Annotated in this window: 12 protein-coding genes; 9 read left to right on the top strand and 3 right to left on the bottom strand. The window is 72.7% G+C overall.

The features are described from left to right. Positions 1-27 precede the first annotated feature (27 nt). The 5 genes from WMF33_RS40120 (at position 28) to WMF33_RS40100 (ending at position 6,769) form a co-directional block, all read left to right on the top strand. Complete coding sequence (locus WMF33_RS40120; RefSeq protein ID WP_437333547.1) at positions 28-900, top strand: DNA-formamidopyrimidine glycosylase family protein; 873 nt, start codon at positions 28-30, stop codon at positions 898-900. Between the two features lie 364 nt (positions 901-1,264). Beyond that, positions 1,265-2,074, top strand: a complete 810-nt coding sequence (locus tag WMF33_RS40115) for a cyanophycinase (protein WP_061626327.1) — start codon at positions 1,265-1,267, stop codon at positions 2,072-2,074. A gap of 24 nt (positions 2,075-2,098) precedes the next feature. Continuing rightward, a complete protein-coding gene (cphA, locus tag WMF33_RS40110) occupies positions 2,099-4,783 on the top strand; it encodes a cyanophycin synthetase (RefSeq protein WP_437333546.1) in 2,685 nt (894 codons plus the stop codon). Beyond that, a complete protein-coding gene (gene iadA / locus WMF33_RS40105; protein ID WP_437333545.1) occupies positions 4,783-5,937 on the top strand; it encodes a beta-aspartyl-peptidase in 1,155 nt (384 codons plus the stop codon). The genes cphA and iadA overlap by 1 nt, the downstream gene beginning before the upstream one ends. Further along, the gene (locus tag WMF33_RS40100) at positions 5,912-6,769 is read left to right on the top strand and encodes a cyanophycinase (protein WP_437333544.1); all 858 of its coding nucleotides are present in this window, start codon (positions 5,912-5,914) and stop codon (positions 6,767-6,769) included. Before iadA ends, WMF33_RS40100 begins: the two co-directional genes overlap by 26 nt. A gap of 82 nt (positions 6,770-6,851) precedes the next feature. Here the strand turns inward: WMF33_RS40100 and WMF33_RS40095 are convergent, their stop codons facing one another. Continuing rightward, on the bottom strand, positions 6,852-8,813 hold the full coding sequence (locus WMF33_RS40095; RefSeq protein WP_437333543.1) for a hypothetical protein: 1,962 nt from the start codon (positions 8,811-8,813) through the stop codon (positions 6,852-6,854). 581 nt (positions 8,814-9,394) lie between these two features. Between WMF33_RS40095 and WMF33_RS40090 the strand changes: the two genes are divergently transcribed. Continuing rightward, positions 9,395-10,231 (top strand): LamG domain-containing protein, encoded by an 837-nt coding sequence (locus WMF33_RS40090; protein ID WP_437333542.1) that lies wholly within the window; start codon positions 9,395-9,397, stop codon positions 10,229-10,231. Between the two features lie 244 nt (positions 10,232-10,475). Here the strand turns inward: WMF33_RS40090 and WMF33_RS40085 are convergent, their stop codons facing one another. Next, a complete protein-coding gene (locus WMF33_RS40085; RefSeq protein WP_437333541.1) occupies positions 10,476-10,877 on the bottom strand; it encodes a hypothetical protein in 402 nt (133 codons plus the stop codon). 1,071 nt (positions 10,878-11,948) lie between these two features. On the opposite strand from WMF33_RS40085, the gene WMF33_RS40080 reads away from it, so the two are divergent. From WMF33_RS40080 to WMF33_RS40070, 3 genes are all read left to right on the top strand, one after another. Next, positions 11,949-15,950, top strand: coding sequence for a protein kinase domain-containing protein (locus tag WMF33_RS40080; RefSeq protein WP_437333540.1), 4,002 nt, complete (start codon positions 11,949-11,951; stop codon positions 15,948-15,950). Between the two features lie 291 nt (positions 15,951-16,241). Further along, positions 16,242-17,042, top strand: a complete 801-nt coding sequence (locus WMF33_RS40075; RefSeq protein WP_437333539.1) for a hypothetical protein — start codon at positions 16,242-16,244, stop codon at positions 17,040-17,042. Between the two features lie 73 nt (positions 17,043-17,115). After that, positions 17,116-18,018, top strand: a complete 903-nt coding sequence (locus tag WMF33_RS40070; protein ID WP_437333538.1) for a LysR family transcriptional regulator — start codon at positions 17,116-17,118, stop codon at positions 18,016-18,018. On the opposite strand, the gene WMF33_RS40065 is transcribed toward WMF33_RS40070, so the two are convergent. Then, on the bottom strand, positions 17,999-18,316 hold the full coding sequence (locus WMF33_RS40065) for a putative quinol monooxygenase (RefSeq protein WP_437333537.1): 318 nt from the start codon (positions 18,314-18,316) through the stop codon (positions 17,999-18,001). The genes WMF33_RS40070 and WMF33_RS40065 overlap by 20 nt on opposite strands. Positions 18,317-18,390 lie beyond the last annotated feature (74 nt).

Below are 18,390 nucleotides of genomic sequence, written 5' to 3'. Positions count from 1 at the left end.
CCGCGGCGAGATGGGTATTCTGGGGTCGTGCCGGAGCGACCCGACCTGGAGTACGTCGTCCCGATCCTCGCGCGCGAGCTCGCGGGCGCGGCCGTGGCCGCGGCCCGGGCCGATAGCCCGGTGGTGCTGCGCGTCCTGCTCCCGGAGCGCCTCGACGCCCTCCTGCCGGGCGCGGAGATCCGGCGCGTGACGCGGCGGGCGCACGCCGTGGTCTTCGAGCTCGCCGGCGCGCGGGCGCTCGATCTCGTGGTCGCCCCGATGCTGGCGGGGCGGTTCTCGATCACGCTGCCGGGCGAGACGCGGGTCCCGACCGATCTCGCGTTCTCGCTGACCCTGAAGGACGGGCGTGAGCTCAGGGTCCGCGACGAGGTGGAGATGAGCAAGGTCTACGTGCTCGCGCGGGGCGAATACGACAAGATCCCCGGGCTCGAGCGCGTGGGCCTCGACGTCCTCGAGCCGCGGGTGTTCACGCAGGAGGCGTTCCGCGCCGCTGCGCGCGGGCGGCGCGGCCTGGTCAAGGACTTCCTGATGGACAAGGCGGCGCTCGACTCGCTGGGGAACGCGTACGCCGACGAGGTGCTCTTCGAGGCGCAGATCCACCCGAAGGCCACGGTCAAGGCCCTCTCCGAGGAGGAGCTCGACCGCCTGCACGCGGCGATCGCCCATGTGCTCGGCGACGCGACCCGGACCATCGCCCGGCGGGCGCCGGCGCTCGACGAGAAGCTCCGCGACTTCCTCAAGGTCCGCGGGCGCCCGGGCCAGCCGTGCCCGCGCTGCGGCGACAAGCTCCGCCGCGCGAGCGTCCACGGGTACGACGCGATCTACTGTCCGACCTGCCAGCCGGAGGAGGGGAAGGGCGCGGCCGCGGATCTCCGGCGCGCCAGGCGCACGCCGGGCTGAGGCGGGGTGGCGGCGGCGCGCGAGGTCGCGCGTCGCGCGCGCCTCCACGCGCGCGACGCTGCGCTCGACCATGCGCGCGACGGCGCATCCTCACCCGAGATCCCCGCGTGAGGGGCTCTCGACCTTCTCCGGCAAGCGGCGAGAGCCAACGCAGGAGGTCGAGCAGGAGATCGGCAGTCAGCCGTGCGGCGCCGAGGTCTGCAAAGGAACCAGAGCGCCAGCCTCAGCTGAAGCGGAGAGGGGCAATCGACCACCCTGTGGCAATTTGCCATGGTGCAGATCGAGCCACCCCCATTGAAACACGCACGAAACGAGGCAGCGGCTGCCTGGCCCAAGGGTTGCGAAGGCGGGTCAGCTCCTGGACATGGTCCCCGCGACGAGCTTTCCGCGCCTGCTGGCCATCGGCGGCGCCGAGGACAAGGAGGGGGAGCGCGCCATCCTGCGCGAGTTCGTGCGCCTCGCGGGCGGTCAGGACGCCTGCATCGTGATCATCCCCTCGGCCAGCGAGACGCCCGAGGTGGTCGGCGAGCTCTACCAGCACATCTTCCAGCAACTCGGGGCATCGGAGGTCACCGTGCTCACCATCGCTGCCCGCGACGACGCGCGCAACGAGGCGGCCATGCGGCAGGTCGAGCGGGCGACCGGCACCTTCTTCACGGGCGGCGATCAGCTCCGGATCATGAACCGACTCGGCGGCACCGGGGTCGACACGATGCTCCACCGGCGCTGCGCGGAGGGGATGGTCGTCGGGGGCACGAGCGCCGGAGCCGCGGTCATGTCGTCGACCATGATCGTCGAGGGCGAGACCCGATCCCCGCGGGCGGGCGCGGTGCGCACCGGCCCGGGCCTCGAGCTCCTGCCCGGGGTCATCATCGATCAGCACTTCGCCCAGCGCGGCCGCATCGGCCGGCTCCTCTCCGTCATCGGGCTGTTCCCCCATTATCTCGGCGTCGGCATCGACGAGGACACCGCCATCGCCGTCGAGGGGCACCGCGCCACCGTGATCGGGAGCGGCGCCGTCACCATCGTCGACGCCGGCTGCGCCTCCTTCAACGACGCCGTGGACACCGGACCGGGAGGCTGCATCACGCTCTCCGGGGTCACCCTGCACTCGCTCCCCCACGGACGGAGCTTCGATCTGCTCGAGAGAAGACCGATCATCGCTGCTGACTGACACCCACACAGCCGAGCTAGACCCATGCGCATCATCACCATCCGTACGCTCCACGGGCCGAACGTGTTCGCCAGCTGGCCAGTCCTCCGCATGACCCTCGACCTCGAGGACCTCGCCGAGACGAGCAGCGCCGAGGTGCCCGGCTTCGTCGACCGGCTGCTCGCCCTCCTGCCGGGCCTCGGCGAGCACCACTGCTCGCGCGGCAAGCCGGGCGGCTTCGTCGAGCGGCTCCGGGAAGGCACCTACTGGGGCCACATCATCGAGCACGTCGCGCTGGAGCTGAGCGGACCGGCCGGCATCGGCGTGACCTACGGCAAGACGGTCTACGCCGGCGCGCCCGGGCTCTACGACGTCGTCGTCGAGTTCGAGAACGAGGCCGCCATGCGGCTCCTGCTCGAGGCGGCCTTCGAGCTCGTCACCGCCGTGCTCGAGGGCGGGCCGTTCGACGTGGACGCGAAGGTCAGAGAGGCCGCGCGGGTGGCCGAGGAGACGGCGCTCGGGCCGAGCACGCGCGCCGTGGTCAAGGCGGCCGAGAAGCGCGGTATCCCCTGGTCGCGCCTCAACGACGAGAGCCTCCTCGTGTTCGGCTACGGGAAGCACCGGCGCTTCGTGCAGGCCACCACCTGCTCCACCACGAGCTTCGTCGCCGTCGAGATCGCCGGCGACAAGCAGCTCACCAAGGAGCTCCTCGCGCGCGCCGGGGTGCCGGCGCCGCGCGGGATCGTGGTGAGGACGGCGGGCGAGGCGGCCCGGGCGCTCGGCGAGCTGCGCGCGCCCGTCGTGGTCAAGCCGCTCGACGGCAACCAGGGCAAGGGCGTGTCGCTGAACCTCTGGACCGAGGCGCAGGTGCGCGAGGCGTTCGAGATCGCCCGCGCCCACCGCCCCCGCGTCCTCGTCGAGGAGATGGTGAGCGGGCGCAACTACCGCGTCCTCGTGGTGAACGGGCGGGTGGTCGCGGCGAGCGAGCGGCTGCCGGCCCACGTAATGGGCGACGGGCAGCGCACCGTGGCCGAGCTCATCGCCCTGGAGAACGAGAACCCGCTCCGCGCGGACGGGCACAACGGCGTCCTCACGAAGATCGTTGTCGACGACGTGGTGCGCGCCTGCCTCGCCAAGCAGGGGCGCTCCCTCGACGAGGTGCCGGCGCGCGGCGAGCGGTTCTTCCTGCGCGAGAGCGTCAACCTGTCGACCGGCGGCATCGCGCGCGACGTCACCGACGAGATCCACCCCGACACGGCCCGCCTCTGCGAGCGCGCGGCGCGGGCCATCGATCTCGATATCTGCGGGATCGACCTCGTGGCCGAGGACATCGCGAAGCCCCTCGGCCGCGGCGCGATCATCGAGCTGAACGCCGCCCCGGGCATCCGCATGCACGAGCACCCGAGCGAGGGGAAGCCGAGGGACGTGGGCGGCGCCATCGTCGAGATGCTCTATCCGCCGGGCGCGCCGTCGCGCATTCCCATCATCTCGATCACGGGCACCAACGGCAAGACCACGACCACGCGCATGGTGGGGCACATCCTCGGGGCGACGGGCGCCACGGTGGGAATGACCACCACCGAGGGCATCTACGTCGGCGGCCGCTGCATCGAGGCGGGCGACACCACGGGGGCCGGGTCCGCCCGCGCGATCCTGTTCGACCCCACGGTGGATGTCGCGGTGCTCGAGACGGCCCGCGGCGGCATCGTCCGGCGGGGGCTCGGCTATGACTGGTCCGACGTCGCGATCATGACCAACCTCTCGCCGGATCACCTGGGCCAGGACGGCATCGAGAGCGTCGATGATCTCCTCTGGATCAAGATGGTCGTCGCCGAGCGGGTGCGCGAGGGCGGGACCCTGGTGCTCAACGCGGAGGACCCGCTGCTCGCCGCCGTCCCGCAGCACCGCCGCATGACGAAGCTGTCGCGCGCCGTCGTGTTCTTCGCGCTCGATCCGTCGAACGCCGTCCTGCGCGCCCACGTCGCCCAGGGCGGGACGGGCTACACGCTGAAGAACGGATCCATCGTGGAGCTCAAGGGCACCCGCGAGCGGCACATCGTCGGAGCGGAGGAGATCCCGGCGACCTTCGCGGGCGCGGCGCTCTTCCAGGTCCAGAACGCGATGGCGGCGATCGCCGCGTGCCGCGCCCAGGGGGTGCCGGTCGACGCCATCCAGAGCGCCCTCCGGACCTTCGACGCGTGCGGCAAGAACCGTGGCCGCATGAACCTCTACCAGCTCGACGACAACTACGTGCTCGTCGACTACGGCCACAACCCCGGCGCCTTCCAGGCGACGTGCGCGCTCGCGGCCCAGTGGGAGGGGCGGCGGCTCACGGCCATCGTGAGCCTGCCCGGCGACCGCTCGAACGCGTTGCTCGAGGCGTGCGCCTGCGAGATCGCCAAGGGCGGCTTCCACCGCATCCTCGCCAAGGACGACGGCGACCGCCGGGGCCGCGCGCCCGGGGAGCTCCCGGCGCTCGTGCAGCGGGTCGTGGCGGAGGTGCGGCCCGAGCAGGCGTGCGAGGTCATCCCGGACGAGCACGAGGCGATCGAGCACGCGCTCGCCACCGCGGAGCCGGGCGAGGTCATCGTGCTCTTCACCGAGGAGGCGCCCGCGATGGAAGAGATGCTCACCCGGATGGGGGCGGTCGCGGTCAACGCGGTGCCCGAGCTCCGGTCCGGGACCCGGCTCCGCGCGCGCCGCCGCGAGGACGCGCTCCTGGCCGTCTGATGCTCGTGCTCATCGAGGGCGGGGAGGTCCTCGCGCCGGAGCCGATCGGCGCCGCGGCGGTGCTCCTCGCCGGCGACCGCATCCTCAAGGTGGGCCCGGTCGACGGCCGCGCGCTGGCCGCGCTGGGGGTCGACGTCGAGGCGATCGACGCGCGCGGCTGCGTGGTCATCCCCGGGCTGCTCGATCCGCACGAGCACCTGCTCGGCGGCAGCGGCGAGCGCGGGTTCGCGTCGCAGACGCCCGAGATCGCGCTGCACGAGGTGGTGACGGCGGGCATCACCACGGTGGTGGGGTGCCTCGGCGTCGACACGACGACAAAGACCATGACGGGCCTCTTGGCGAAGGCCAGGGCGTTCAAGGAAGAGGGGCTGTCGGCGTACCTCTACTCGGGCGGCTACGACGTGCCGCCCGTCACCCTCACGGGGACGGTGCGCCGCGACATGCTCCTCGTCGACGAGGTCATCGGGGCCGGCGAGGTGGCGATCTCGGATCTCCGCAGCACCGAGCCGTCGCTCGCCGAGCTCGCGCGGCTCGCGAGCGACGCGTACGCGGGGGGCATCCTCACCGGCAAGGCGGGGATCACCCACCTCCACGTGGGCGACGGGCCGAGGCGGCTCGAGCCTCTGCGCCGGCTCATCGCCGAGCACGACGTCGAGCCGGGGTGGCTCTACCCGACGCACGTCGAGCGCGACGAGGACCTGATGCGCGAGGCCGTCGCGCTCACGCGGCAGGGGGTCACGGTCGACGTCGACACCGTCGAGGAGGACCTCGGCCGGTGGCTGCGCTTCTTCTGCGAGGAGGGCGGCGACCTCGCCCGACTGACGGTCTCGTCGGACGCCTCGATCCCGAGCCCGCGCACGCTCTTCGAGCAGCTGCGCGAGGTGGTGCGGGAGCACGGCTTTCCTCTGGAGCGCGCGCTGCCGCTCGTCACGTCGAACACGGCGCGGATCCTGAAGCTGCCGAGGAAAGGGGCGCTGCGGGCCGGCCACGACGCGGACGTGGTCGTGCTCGAGCAGGGATCCCTGGAGATCGTCGAGGTCGTCGCGCGGGGGCGTCGGATGGTCAAGGCGGGGCGCCTTTCGGTCACCGAGCGGTTCCTCGAGCGGAGCAATCGAAAGGTCGAGTTGCATGGTCGGAAGCAAAGGGAACGCTGACGGGCCGGACAGGGAGCCTCCGGCGGGCGGGCCGGGCGGCGCGCTGGTGCTCATCGGAGGACACGAAGACAAGGAGGGTGAGCGGGAGATCCTGCGCGACGTGGTGGCGCGCGCCGGCGGGCGACCGATCGTGGTGGCCACGGTCGCGAGCGACGTCGCCGGCGAGCTCTGGGTCGAGTACGAGCGGGTCTTCCGGGCGCTCGGCGCGGCCGAGGTCGCGCACCTCGATATCGCCCAGCGCGGCGACGCAGGCGAGGCGCGCTGGCTGGGGATGCTCGAGGGGGCGGGGTGCGTGTTCTTCACCGGGGGCGATCAGCTCAAGATCACGAGCAAGCTCGGGGGTAGCCGCATCGCCGACGCGATCTGCGCGGTGTACCGGCGCGGCGGCACCATCGCGGGCACCTCGGCCGGCGCCTCGGTCATGAGCGAGACGATGCTCGTGGGCGGGGCGGGCGAGGAGTCCGCGAAGGTGCGCGGCGCCGTGCGCATGGCGCCCGGCCTCGGGCTGGTGCGCGATCTCCTCGTCGACCAGCACTTCGCCCAGCGCGGCAGGCTCGGCCGTCTGCTCGGCGCCGTCGCCCATAACCCCCGCTTGCTCGGGATCGGCATCGACGAGGACACCGCCGCCGCGATCGAGCCGGATCGCCGCCTGCGCGCGCTGGGAACGGGCGCAGTCTACGTCGTCGATGGGCGCAATCTCAGCCACACGAACATCGGCGAGGAGGAGGGCGATCGCGTGCTCAGCCTCTTTGACGTGCGGCTCCACGTGCTGAGCGCGGGGGACTCGTTCGATCTCGAGAGCGGGCGCCCGGCGTCCGGACAGCCTCGATGATGCAAGGCCCGTTGCGCTTCATCGCAAATTCTACGGTGGTGCCCGCGGGCCGACCCGTTTCACCCGATCATGCCGCGCTCGCTCATGGCTCCAGCGCCGGCGGGAGCGGCTCGGGCGGCGCGAGCCCCTCGCTCTTGGCCTGGCACGGGATGCTCACGCCCTGGCAGCCGCACTGATTCTGGCCGCTGTCCGTGATCTTCCCCGACGTGCCGAGCTCCGTCTCCACGTTGAGATCGATGAAGTTGCACTCGAGCGTGGTGCGTTCGAGCGAGACCGAGGCGCCGAAGCTCGCGACGGCCGCGCCGTCGTTCTCCTCGATGCGCACGTCGGTCAACGTCACCTCCGCGTCGTCGACGTCCTTGCTCACCGTGACGCCGTTCCCCTTGAGCCCGTTGGATGAGCTCCGGGTGCCGCGGACGGTCGACGTCTCCAGCGTGGCGGTCGACCCGATGATCGAGAGCCCCGTCTCGACGCTGTCCTCGACGAGCGACGACCGGAGCTCGAGGTGGCTCGGCGTGCCCTGCGCGTCGAGGCCCTGGACCGCGATGCCCCGGCCGAAACGCTCGTCCGAGGCGCGCGGGAGCGTGCGGCGGATCGCGACCCCTTCCAGCGTCACCTCGGCTCCTTCGATGAAGACCCCCGCGGTGCGGCTCCCCTCGATGACGGCGCCGCGCGCCGTGACGCGGCCGTGGAGCTCGTTGCCGGAGGCGACCGCGAGCCCGATACCGTGGTTCCCGTCCATGTCGCGCGGGAGGGTGTCCCGCACGAGCACGCCATCGAGCGAGCCATCGGCGCCGAAGAGCGCGACGCCCACGTCGCGACTTCGCTCGACGACGACGCGCTCCAGGGTCGCCTCGGACCGCAGGCCAGCCGCGATGTCGGCGACGACATAGATGCCCCATCCTGTCCGCAGCTTTCCCGGGTAAGGCCGCGTGTCGCGCACCACGGTGTGCTCGACGGTGGCGGACGAGCCCTGGACGAACATCCCCGCCTCCTCGTTGCCCTCGATGACGCTGCGCCGGATGGCCACCTCGCCCGGCTGGCCCCGGCTGTTCCGGAACGCGACGACGCCCATCCCCGCGGCGTCGGCGTCGATCCCGATGCTGTCGCGGATCACGCTGTCCTCGACGATCGCCTCGGAGGCGATGATGTACACGCCGGTTCCGCGGCTCTGCTCGATGATCGAGCCGCGCACCGTGACCGAGGCCGGCGCGTCACCCTCTCCCCGGCTCGCGCCGATGCCCGACCCCCGGAACTCGTCGGTCTCGAGGGTGCCCCGCACGACCGACGATTCGAGGACGAGCTCGGCCCCCGCGCAGTGGGCGCCGACCGAATGGGCCTCTTCGATGAGCGCGCCGCGGACGGTGAGCTGCGCCGGACCGTGCTCGTTATACACCTTGACGCCCTGGGCGCCCGTGCCGTGCACCCAGACCTCGTCGACCACGACCCCGCTGGATCCGGAGACCACGATGCCCACGGCCGCGCTGCGGACCGCGAGGCCCCGTATCTCGGCCGCGTCGGCGCCCGGATCGACCGTGATGGCCGCGCTCGTGTCCGGCCCCGTCCCGGCGATCTCGACCATCGCCGGGCATCTCCCCCACAGCCGTACCGGCTTGTCGACGATCACGTCCTCTGCGTACGTCCCCGCCGCGATCGCGACGACCCCGCCGGGCGCGGCCGCGAGGACGCCATCGCCGACGGTCCTCCAGGGCCTCGCCGCGCTGCCGTCGGAGTCGGCCCCCGCGTAGGCGGCGTCGACGAACTGGGTCTGCTCGTCCACGGGGAGGTCGCCCCACGCCCCCTCGTCGCACGGCGCGACCTCGCGACAGGCCGTCTCTCCCGGCACCGCCATCGTCCCGGCGGCGCAGGGCGCGGGCGGCAGGACGGGCGCGCACGCGCGGTCGCCCGGCGTGAAGCCGGCGCCGCAGGCCTCGGGCGGAATGCCCGCGGGCTCGCACCCCGAGGCCGTCGCGAGCTCGCCGGGCGCGCACCCCGGCGCGGCCGTCCCGCCGCCGCCGCCATCGGGCGCCTCCGCTGGAGGCACCCCGGAAGCATCCCTGTCGCAGCCCTCCGAAACCCACGTTGCCGCGAGCAGCAGGAGGGGCCGCAGGGCCGCGGCGCGCCGGCGAGTCGGGCGTCCCGATCGCCGGTCGGTATCGAGCGCAGCAATCCCGGTGGTCATGGGGCGCCTTTTCACGAAAGTCCTATCAGGTCGAAGCGTGCTCCTGGCTCCGGTCGCTCGGAGAAGCTCATTAAGCCACAGCGACCACGGAAATCACACTTCATTCTCCTCACCCCTCCGTGCCCTCCGTGCCTCGGTGGTCCCCTCTCTCATCTCCAGGCCGCGGACGCGCGCACGCGCGGCGTCCGCGCGACCGCGCGGGGCGCGCCCCTCTACGGTTCACGGCCCCTCGCCCGTTGCGCGCCGCGTCCGCGTCAAAGCACATGGGCCCTCTCGGAATGACGATGAAAAGTTATGCTCTCGACGCTCCGAGGCACGGCTTTGGGCTCTCGAGTCTCGTGCGACTCTCGGTGACATGGCGCGGCCTTTTGGGATAGGCTGCTGGCCGCAGGAGACGCAGTATGGCTTATTCCTCTCGCTTTTCACCACGTTGTTTGGCCGGCATGGCCGCTCTGCTGCTGTCGGTGCCAGGCTGCGCCCTCGACGCGAGGGGCACACGCCAGCCAGAGCGGGCCGAGCCTGGACCGGAGCAACCCGTCGAGGAGCCCGCCGGCGACATCGGTGAAGCCCCCGCCGAGGGGCTGCCGGTGGACGCGCCCGCCGAAGACCCCGTCGATGTCCCTGCCGAGGAGCCCGCGGAAGAGCCGGTCGAGGAGCCCACGGCGGAGCCGGCCGCGCTGTGCGACGCGGCGGATCCGTCGCTGATCGCGTGCTTCGCGTTCGAGGGGGATCCCGGCGACGGCTCGCAGCATCGCTTCAAGCCGGAGCAGGCGAAGAACCTGAGTTACGAGCCCGGCAAGGGAGGCCAGGCGCTCCGGATGACGCGGGGGAGCAGCCTCCGGTTTCGCCACGACGCCGCGTGGACGGCCCCCGCGATGACCATCGATGTCTGGATCAACCCGGCCTCCCTGCCGAAGCACGGGCGATACGCCGTGATCGACAGCGGCGGGAAGCCCTCGATCTTCCTGACGGCGGGCGGGGAGATCCGCTGCACCATGGGGGTCGAGCGGAACGTGCCTTATGCCGTCGTTCCCGGGGAGTGGACGCACATCGCGTGTCTCTCCGACGGTCAGACGCAGCGCCTCTACGTGAACGGCGTCGAGATCGACCGGAGCTCCTCAGGAGCGGTGCTCGCCTCGGGCGAACAGCCCATCTTCATCGGCTCGGAAGAGCCCTCGGGCAAAGACGAGTTCGACGGCCTGCTCGACAGCCTCCGCGTTTTTGGCCGGACGCTCGCGCCCGAGGAGATCTGCGCGGCCGCCGGCGGCAACGCCTGCTGAGCGGCGCGGGCCGCGCGCTCGGCGGAGCAGCGGCGCGGGGCGCAGCGGCGACGGGGGCAGCGTCGGCCCGCGCCCGTGGACCGAGCCCTGGCCGATTGGCGGCCAGGGCGGGTCGAGCAGCGTTTCGGGTGACGGTGGTTGCGGCGCGCCCTGGCGAGCGGTTGCGGCCAGGGCGGCAGGAGATCGCGCGCCAGGCGCGAGGGGTAGAGGAGGGAGAGGCGAGGGTAAGGAAGAGAGAGACGCCTCAGAAGGCGGCGTCGCGGAGCTTCGCCTTGTACTCCGCCTTGTACAGATCGTGGCAGGCCTTGCAGCTCGCCTTCGCGCCGTCGATGTCGCCCTTCTTGGCCTTCTCCGCGCCTTCCTTCGAGATGGCGACCCACTTGGGCATCCCGGGCGGCGGCTTCGACGCGACGTAGTCCAGCGCCGACGCGATCTTGGCGCCGTCGCCGCTCGTGGTCGCGGACTGCATGACCGTCTTCATCCAGCCCTGCATCGGACAGGCCTTCTGTCCCTTTGCACCGCAACCGAAATCCTTCCCCTCGGCAACAGAAGCGGGGACATCCGCAGCCCCACCCGCGGCCCACGCAGCGCCCGCAAAGCCAATGCCGACGCTCATCAACACGGCACTCATCAGCTTCATGCTCATCGACATCCGACGTCTCCTGTCAGGTAAGGGCAAGCTCAGCCCATACATCGCAGCTCCATGGCTGGATGTCAATGCACACCCAGCCGCCGAGCGAGCCTGCGAACACCAACGGGGCGCAGACGAGGTCAGGGGGCAAAAACTTCAATCACCGATCGAGTTCGCGAGCATCATCGGTGCAGATAACGCCTCCGGGGGAAAACTTTACTCATGGTGTTCGCCCGCCATCGCACTCAGGCTGTCCGCGAGAAGCGATGGTAAAGAATTTTACCAAAGATGCAACCGTGGCGGCGGCGCCCGCGGGGGCCCGGCGGTCGCCCTCGGTGCATACGAGGCGCCTGCCGGGGGGCGCCGAGCGGCGGTACGCCGGCGGTACGCCCGGCGGGGCGCGTCCGAGCGCTCCGGTGAGCCCGTCCGCCAGGGGCGGCCCTCGGCGAGCGGGGCGCGGTCCCAGCGCCCGACGGGGCTGGCCCGCCAACGCGCAGGCACGCAACCAGGTTGACGGCGCTGTGGCCCGTGCATGGAAAATTCGCTGCAACTGGAACCTGCGGCCGCCGCCGGCGCGCGGGTTGCTGCCGCCGAGTCGGAGCACCAGGAGATGGACCCCCGCGGCCGGCCGGCGATCCAGCAGCCACCCCGGCGACCGCTCACCGGCGCTTTTCCTGGAAAAGCGTGCTGCCCGAACGGAATGCCTCTCCCGGGCGCGCGCTCCTCGCGACGAGGGCGTCTCGCGACATCGCGCGACGTCACCCGACGCCGTCGCGTCCGCAGCGCGATCGCGCCGTCCACGGGACGCGACGGGCGGGAAGGTAGGGAGAAAACCCGGATCATCCTCTCGCCTTCCCACCTTGGTCGGCGACCTCTCTGGCCAATGACCGCTTCACCCAGGCTGATCGCGGGAGGAATCATGAGCTGTCTTACGTAGCGAGGCGCGCCGGGTCGCGATGACGCTCCGCGCCGGGCAGACGCGCCGACTCCGCATGTCGGTCGCTCGCCCACCCGCCGTCGCGAAAGCAGGCATGCCCTACAGCGAAGCGAGCCTCGCGCGTGATATCGCTGGATCCACGGCCGCTGATGCGCGTGGGAGAGATCGTCGACGAGCGGTTCGAGATCGAGGGCCTCGCCGGCTCCGGTGGGATGGGTCACGTCTACCGGGCGCGCGACCTGGAGAGCGGCGACACGGTGGCTCTCAAGGTGCTTCGCCGCGCCGGCAAGGGCGAGCAGCGCCGCTTCTCCTGCGAGGTCGAGGCGCTCTCGGCGCTGCGCATCCCCGGTGTGGTCCGGTACATCGCTCACGGCCTAGCGGCGGGCGGCAAGCCGTATCTGGTGATGGAGTGGCTCTCCGGCGAGACGCTCGCCGAGCGCATGGTGCAGAGGGGGCTCACCGCCGCCGAGAGCGTCGATGTCGTCGCCCGGGTCGCCGGCACGCTCGGCGCCCTCCACCGGCACGGCGTCGTGCACCGCGATCTCAAGCCGAGCAACCTGCTCCTCGCCGACGGGCGGCTCGACCGGGTGATGGTGCTCGATTTCGGGATCGCGCGCTTCCGGATCGACCAGCAGCTCACGATGCCGGGCACCGTCCTCGGGACCCCGGAGTACATGGCGCCCGAGCAGGCGCGCGGCGAGCGGAGCGTCGACGCCCGCGCCGACGTGTTCGCGCTCGGCTGCGTGCTCTTCAAGTGCCTCACCGGGCGCGCCGCGTTCCAGGGCGTCGGCGCGCTCGCCGTGCTGGTCAAGGTGCTCCTCGACGAGCCGCCGCACCTCCACGAGCTCCGCCCCGAGCTGCCGGCGCAGCTCGACGCGCTCTGCGCCAGCATGCTCGCGAAGCAGCCGGACCATCGGCCCCGCGACGGCGCGGCCGTCGCCGAGGCGCTCGGCGCGATCGATCTCCGCAGCGCCGGCGCGGCGGCCGGGGGCGAGCCCGCCGCGCCGGTGCGCGTGCTGGAGCTCACGAGCAGCGAGCGGCGCGTCACGTGCCTCGTGCTCGCGCACGAGCGCTCGGAGCCGGACGACGAGACGCGCTCGCACGAGGAGGAGCAGGCGCGGGCGCTCGGGCGCGTCGAGGAGCTGCGCGCGCTCGCGGCGCGCTACCAGGGCCAGATCGAGCTCATCGACGCCCGCTCGCCGCTCGTGGTGCTGACGAGCGCCGAGGCGGCCACCGATCTCGCGGCGCAGGCGGCCCGCTGCGCGCTCGCGCTGCGCGCGCTGCTCGGCGGCGCGCCGGTCTCGCTCGTCACGGGGCGGGCGGAGCTCACGTCGCGCATCCCGATGGGGGAGCTCATCGACCGGGCGGTGCAGCTGCTGCCGGCGCGGGGCGAGCCGGCGCCCTCGGCCGCGGTGCGCATCGACGACGTGACGGCGGGGCTGCTCGGCGGGCGGTTCGAGACGAGCCGCGAGGGGGGCGCGCGCTTCCTGCACGGGGCGCGCGACGACCACAAGGTGGCGACCGCGCCGGCGCTGCTGGGCAAGCCGGTGGCGTGCGTCGGTCGGGATCGGGAGCTCGCGGTGCTGACCGCGGAGCTCGAGCGGAGCATCGAGGAGTCGACCGCGGGCGCGATGCTGGTGGTCGCGGCGGCGGGCATGGGCAAATCGCGGCTGCGGCAGGAGTTCCTCGCCAAGATGTCGGCGCGCGGCGCGCGCGGCGGACACGGCGAGCGCGGGGCCGACGGCGCGAACGGGGCGCACGGCGAGAGCGGAGCCCACGGTCCCGACGGAGCCCACGGCGAGAGCGCGGAGCGGGTCGAGGTGTGGTTCGGGCAGGGCGACCCGATGAGCTCGGGCTCGGCGTTCGGGCTGCTCTCGCGCGCGCTTCGCGGCGTGATGGGCATCGTCGACGGCGAGCCGCTCGAGGAGCGGCGGCGCAAGGTGCGGGCGCGGGTCGAGCGCCACCCGGAGCTCGACGTGGGGCGGGTCAGCGCCTTCCTCGGCGAGCTCGTGGGCGCGCCGTTCCCGGACGACGACATCCAGGTCGGCGCCGCGCGGCGCAACCGGCTGCTGATGGGCGATCAGCTGCGGCTGTCGTGGGAGGAGTTCATCCGGGCCGAGTGCGCGAAGCAGCCGGTGGTGCTCATCCTCGAGGACCTCCAGTGGGGCGACCTGCCCACCCTGACGATGGTGGAGGCGGCGCTCCGGAGCCTGAAGGACCTGCCGTTCCTCGTCCTCGGGCTGGGGCGCCCCGAGGTGCACGAGATCTTCCCCGCGCTCGCGAAGGGGAGGTTCGGCAACCAGCTGATGCTGCCGCCGCTCACGCGGCGGGCGAGCGAGCGGCTCGTGCGCGCGGCGCTCGGCGACGAGGTGAGCGCGGAGCTCGTGGCCACGCTGGTGGACCGGGCCGACGGCAACCCGTTCTACCTCGAAGAGCAGGTCCGGGCGGTGGCGGCCGGCCACGGCGCGGACCTGCCCGAGACGGTGCTGGCGATGGTGCAGGCGCGCATCGAGGCGCTCGACGCGGAGGCGCGGCGCGTGCTGCGGGCGGCGAGCGTCTTCGGCCAGGCGTTCTGGCCGAGCGGGGTGAGCGCGCTGCTCGGCGGCGCCGGGGTCACGCGCTGGCTCTCCGAGCTGGAGAAGCGCGAGGTGATCCACCGGCGCGGCCCCGGCCGGCTGCGGGGCGAGGTCGAGTACCGCTTCCGCCACGCGCTCGTGCGCGAGGCCGCGTACGGCATGCTGACCGAGGCCGACCGGCGGCTCGGCCACGCGCTGGCGGGCGACTGGCTGGAGGGCGCGGGCGAGCCCGACGCCATGGCGCTCGCCGAGCACTTCGAGCGCGGCGCCGTGCCCGCGCGCGCCGCGGCGGCGTACCTGCGCGCGGCGCAGCACGCCCTGGAGGGCAACGATCTCGGCGCGGCGATCGCGCGGGCCGAGCGCGGGCTCGCGTGCGCGCCGGAGCCCGCGGTGGTGGGGGCGCTCCGGCTGGTCCAGGCCGAGGCGCACGTGTGGCGGGGCGATCTCGCGCTCGCCGAGGAGCGGGGCACGGCGGCGGTGGAGCACCTCACCCCCGGCTCGGCGCCGTGGTTCACGGCCGTCGCGCAGGTGGTCGCGGCGGCGAGCAAGCTGGGCGGCTTCGACCGCGTGGAGCGCTGGATGGGCGCGGCGATCGGCGCGCCCGCGCTCCCGGGCGCGGAGAGCGCGAGGAGCACGTGCCTCTGCGCGGGCGCCTCGACGCTGGCCTTCGCCGGGCGGCCCGCGGTGGTCGACGCGCTCATCGCGGAGGTGGAGCGCGCGCTCTCCGACGGCGCGGCGACCGGCGCCGGGACGGGCGCCGAGGTGGTCGCGGGGCTCCACCAGGCGCGCGCCTTCCGCGCCATGAGCGCGGGCGATCCCGGCGCCTGCGCCACCGGCCTGGAGGCCGCGCTCGCGGCGTTCGAGCAGGTCGGCGACCGGCGCAACGCGTGCATGACCCGCGCGAACCTGGGTTACTGCTACGGCGAGCTCGGCGATTTCGGGGGCGCCGAGGCGGCGCTCCGCTCCGTGATGGAAGCCGCGGAGCGGATGGGCCTCCACGAGGCCATGGCGGCGGCGCAGGCCAGCCTCGGGCAGGTCCTCGCCTACCGCGGCAGGCTCGCCGAGGCGCGGGCCGTCGAGGAGGCGGCCCTCGCGTCGAGCCAGCGGCTCGGCGACCCGCGCGCCGAGGTGGTGTCGCGCTCCTACCTGGCGAAGATCGCCCTGCTCGGCGGCGATTTCGCGGGCGCCGAGCGCGAGGCGCGCCACGCCGAGGCGCTGGAGAGCGCGTCGCCGCTGCGCGTCGCGGCCACGGCGATCCGCGCCCGGGCGCTGATCGGGCTGGGGCGCGCGGCCGAGGCGCTCGCGGCCGCCGGCGAGGCCCTGGCGGCGCTCGAGTCGCTCGGCGGGCTCGAGGAGGGCGAGTCGATGATCCGGCTGGTCCACGCCGAGGCGTTCTCCGCGGTCGGCGACGCGGCCCGCGCCGCGGTCGCCATCTCCTCGGCGCGCGACAGGCTGCTCGGCCGGGCCGAGAGCGTCCGCGACCCCGAGTGGCGCAGGCGCTTTCTCTCCCACGTCCCGGACAACGCCCGCACCCTGGAGCTCGCGGCGCAGTGGGTCGGGACGGGTCGGAACTGAGCGCAGCTGAACGGAACTACGCTCAACTACGCTCAACTGCGCTCAAGTACGCTCAACTACGCGCCGCTTTCCCACGGGTGAATCTGCAAGGGACGTCGATTTAAGGGCTGACAGACGACGTGAATCGCCGTACGATGTCCATAGACGTGGAGAGTTCCCGGTCGTCGCTGGGTTGAGCGACGGCCGGAGGGCGTGCTGCGATCGGGGAGCGTGAGCGCTCCCCTTGGCCCGCTACCGAGGTCTCATCACGTGAACATCAAGGCGGTACTTGGATGCGCTGGCATCCTTCTCGTGGCTAATGGCTGCGTCGCGCCCGAGCTGGCGTTTGAAGAGGATGGTGAAGCAGAGGAGCTCGGCTCGAGCGCCGATGCGATCGAGAGCGGCAATGCGCTCAGCTACAATGCGCTGAGCTACAACGCGCTCAGCTACAATGCGCTGAGCTACAACGCGCTCAGCTACAACGCGTTGAGGCCGGAGGCGGCCTCCGCCCTCAAGGATCCCGGCGTGGGCGGCGAGCTCTTCCGGACGCTGGTGAAGTACACGGTCAGCTGCGCGTTCAAGGAGTCCCAGTCGTTCCGCTTCTCGTGGACCGACGCCGCGGGCGCGACCCACAACGAGGTCTACGCCGGGCACCTCGGCCTCGCCGACCGGTGGGACAGGCGCCCGCTCGACGAGGACGGCAAGCAGATGGTCTCCGCGTGCCTCGCGGCCCACACGAACCGTTACGGCGTATCGGTCCTCATCTCGATGCGCTCCCCGCAGAACCCGCTGCGCCGCGAGGTCGAGTCGGACGAGCTCTCCACGTATCCGCACCTCGAAGGCGCCTTCTGGGGGAACCTCTTCGCCGAGACGCCCTACCTGCGCGCCTGTTACAACGAGGCGAACGTCGAGATCGCGCGCGCGGCGCGGCGCGACTGCGCCGCCGGCCACCCGGGCGCGGACGGGGATCTCGAGGGCTGCGGGATGATCGAGATCGTCGGGAGCTGCCAGGACACCTGCGGGAAGGTCCACCGGCCCGGACAGTATTACAAGGACTGCCGTGATCCGGAGTCGGGCAAGACGCGGTATGTGATCACGACCGGGCTGAGGTGACCGCTGCCCTCGCGGCGCGAGGGCGGCCGCGACGGATGGCGCGAGCGGCGTCGCCGGGCGAAGATGCGCGGCCATGGAGACCCATCAGGTCCGGTATTTCCTGGCGGTGATCGAGACGCGCAGCTTCACGCGCGCGGCCGAGCGGTGCTCGGTCTCGCAACCCGCGCTCACGGCCGCCATCAAGAAGCTCGAGGAGGAGCTCGGCGGGCCGCTCCTCCTGCGCGAGCGCGGCGGCGCCAAGCTCACCGCGCTGGGGCAGGGCGTGCTGCCGCGGTTTCTGCGGCTGCGGGACGACATGCAGGCCGTGCAGGTGATCGCGGAGAACCACCGGCGCCTCAAGCAGGTGCCGCTCCGGGTGGGCATCCTCTGCACCATCGGGCCCGCGCGGCTCGCGGGCTCGCTGGCGGCGTTCCGCGCGGAGGCGCCGGGGGTGGAGCTGGAGATCGCGGTGACCACGCAGGGCGAGCTCCTGCGGCGGCTGGAGGAGGCCGAGGTCGACGTCATCGTCTCGAACCTCGGCGACGCTGTCCCGGACTGGTGCGTGGTGGCGCCCCTCTACGAGGAGCGCTACGTCGTGGTCCTCCCGCCCGGCCACCGCCTGGCCGCGCGCGAGGGCCTGCGGCTCGAGGACCTGGACGGCGAGCCCTACCTCGATCGGCTCGCGTGCGAGATGCGCGAGCAGGTCGCGGGCGTGTGCGCCGCGCGGCGCGTGGACCTGTATGCGGCGTACCGGACCGATCGGGAGGACTGGGTCCAGAGCCTGGTGCACGCGGGGCTGGGCTTCGCCTTCATGCCGGAGCACTCGCTGCTCCTGGCGGAGGCGTCGCAGCGCCCGCTCGTGGACCCCGCCCTCCGGCGCACCATCGCGCTTGTGCGCTCGGGCGATCGCACGCCGGCGCCGGTCTTGCAGCTCTTCTGGGACACGCTGCTGGCGCGCGCTGCCCGGCCGCGGCCGGTCAAACCTTCGCGGCGATGATGTCGACGTGCTCGATGACGGGCGCGGCGGCGAGCAGCTCTTCTGCCTTTGCCATGAGCGCGGCCGCGATGCGGCCCGCGAGGTGCTCCTTGCGCCCTACCTCGTCGGCGAAGGTGTCGAAGATGCCGAACGTCGACGGCCCGATGCGCAGCGCGAACCAGTGCACCGTCCGCGGCTCCTCGGCCGCGAGGCCGACGGCGGAGCGGAGGAGCGCCTCGACCTCGCCCTCCTTGCCGGGCTTGGCCTCGATGCGGGCCAGGAGGGAGAGCGTCACGGTCTTCGTGGGGTCAGCGGTCATGGGGATCTCCTCTTCGGCGGCGCATGGCGCGCCGCGCTTCGTTGAGGAGAGATATGATGGGCGCGCGTCCGGCC

The sequence above is a fragment of the Sorangium sp. So ce394 genome, assembly GCF_051474665.1.
GTDB classification, from domain to species: domain Bacteria; phylum Myxococcota_A; class Polyangia; order Polyangiales; family Polyangiaceae; genus Sorangium; species Sorangium cellulosum_D.
Note: the sequence above shows the minus strand (reverse complement) of the source record. Positions and strands in the feature narration are given on the sequence as shown.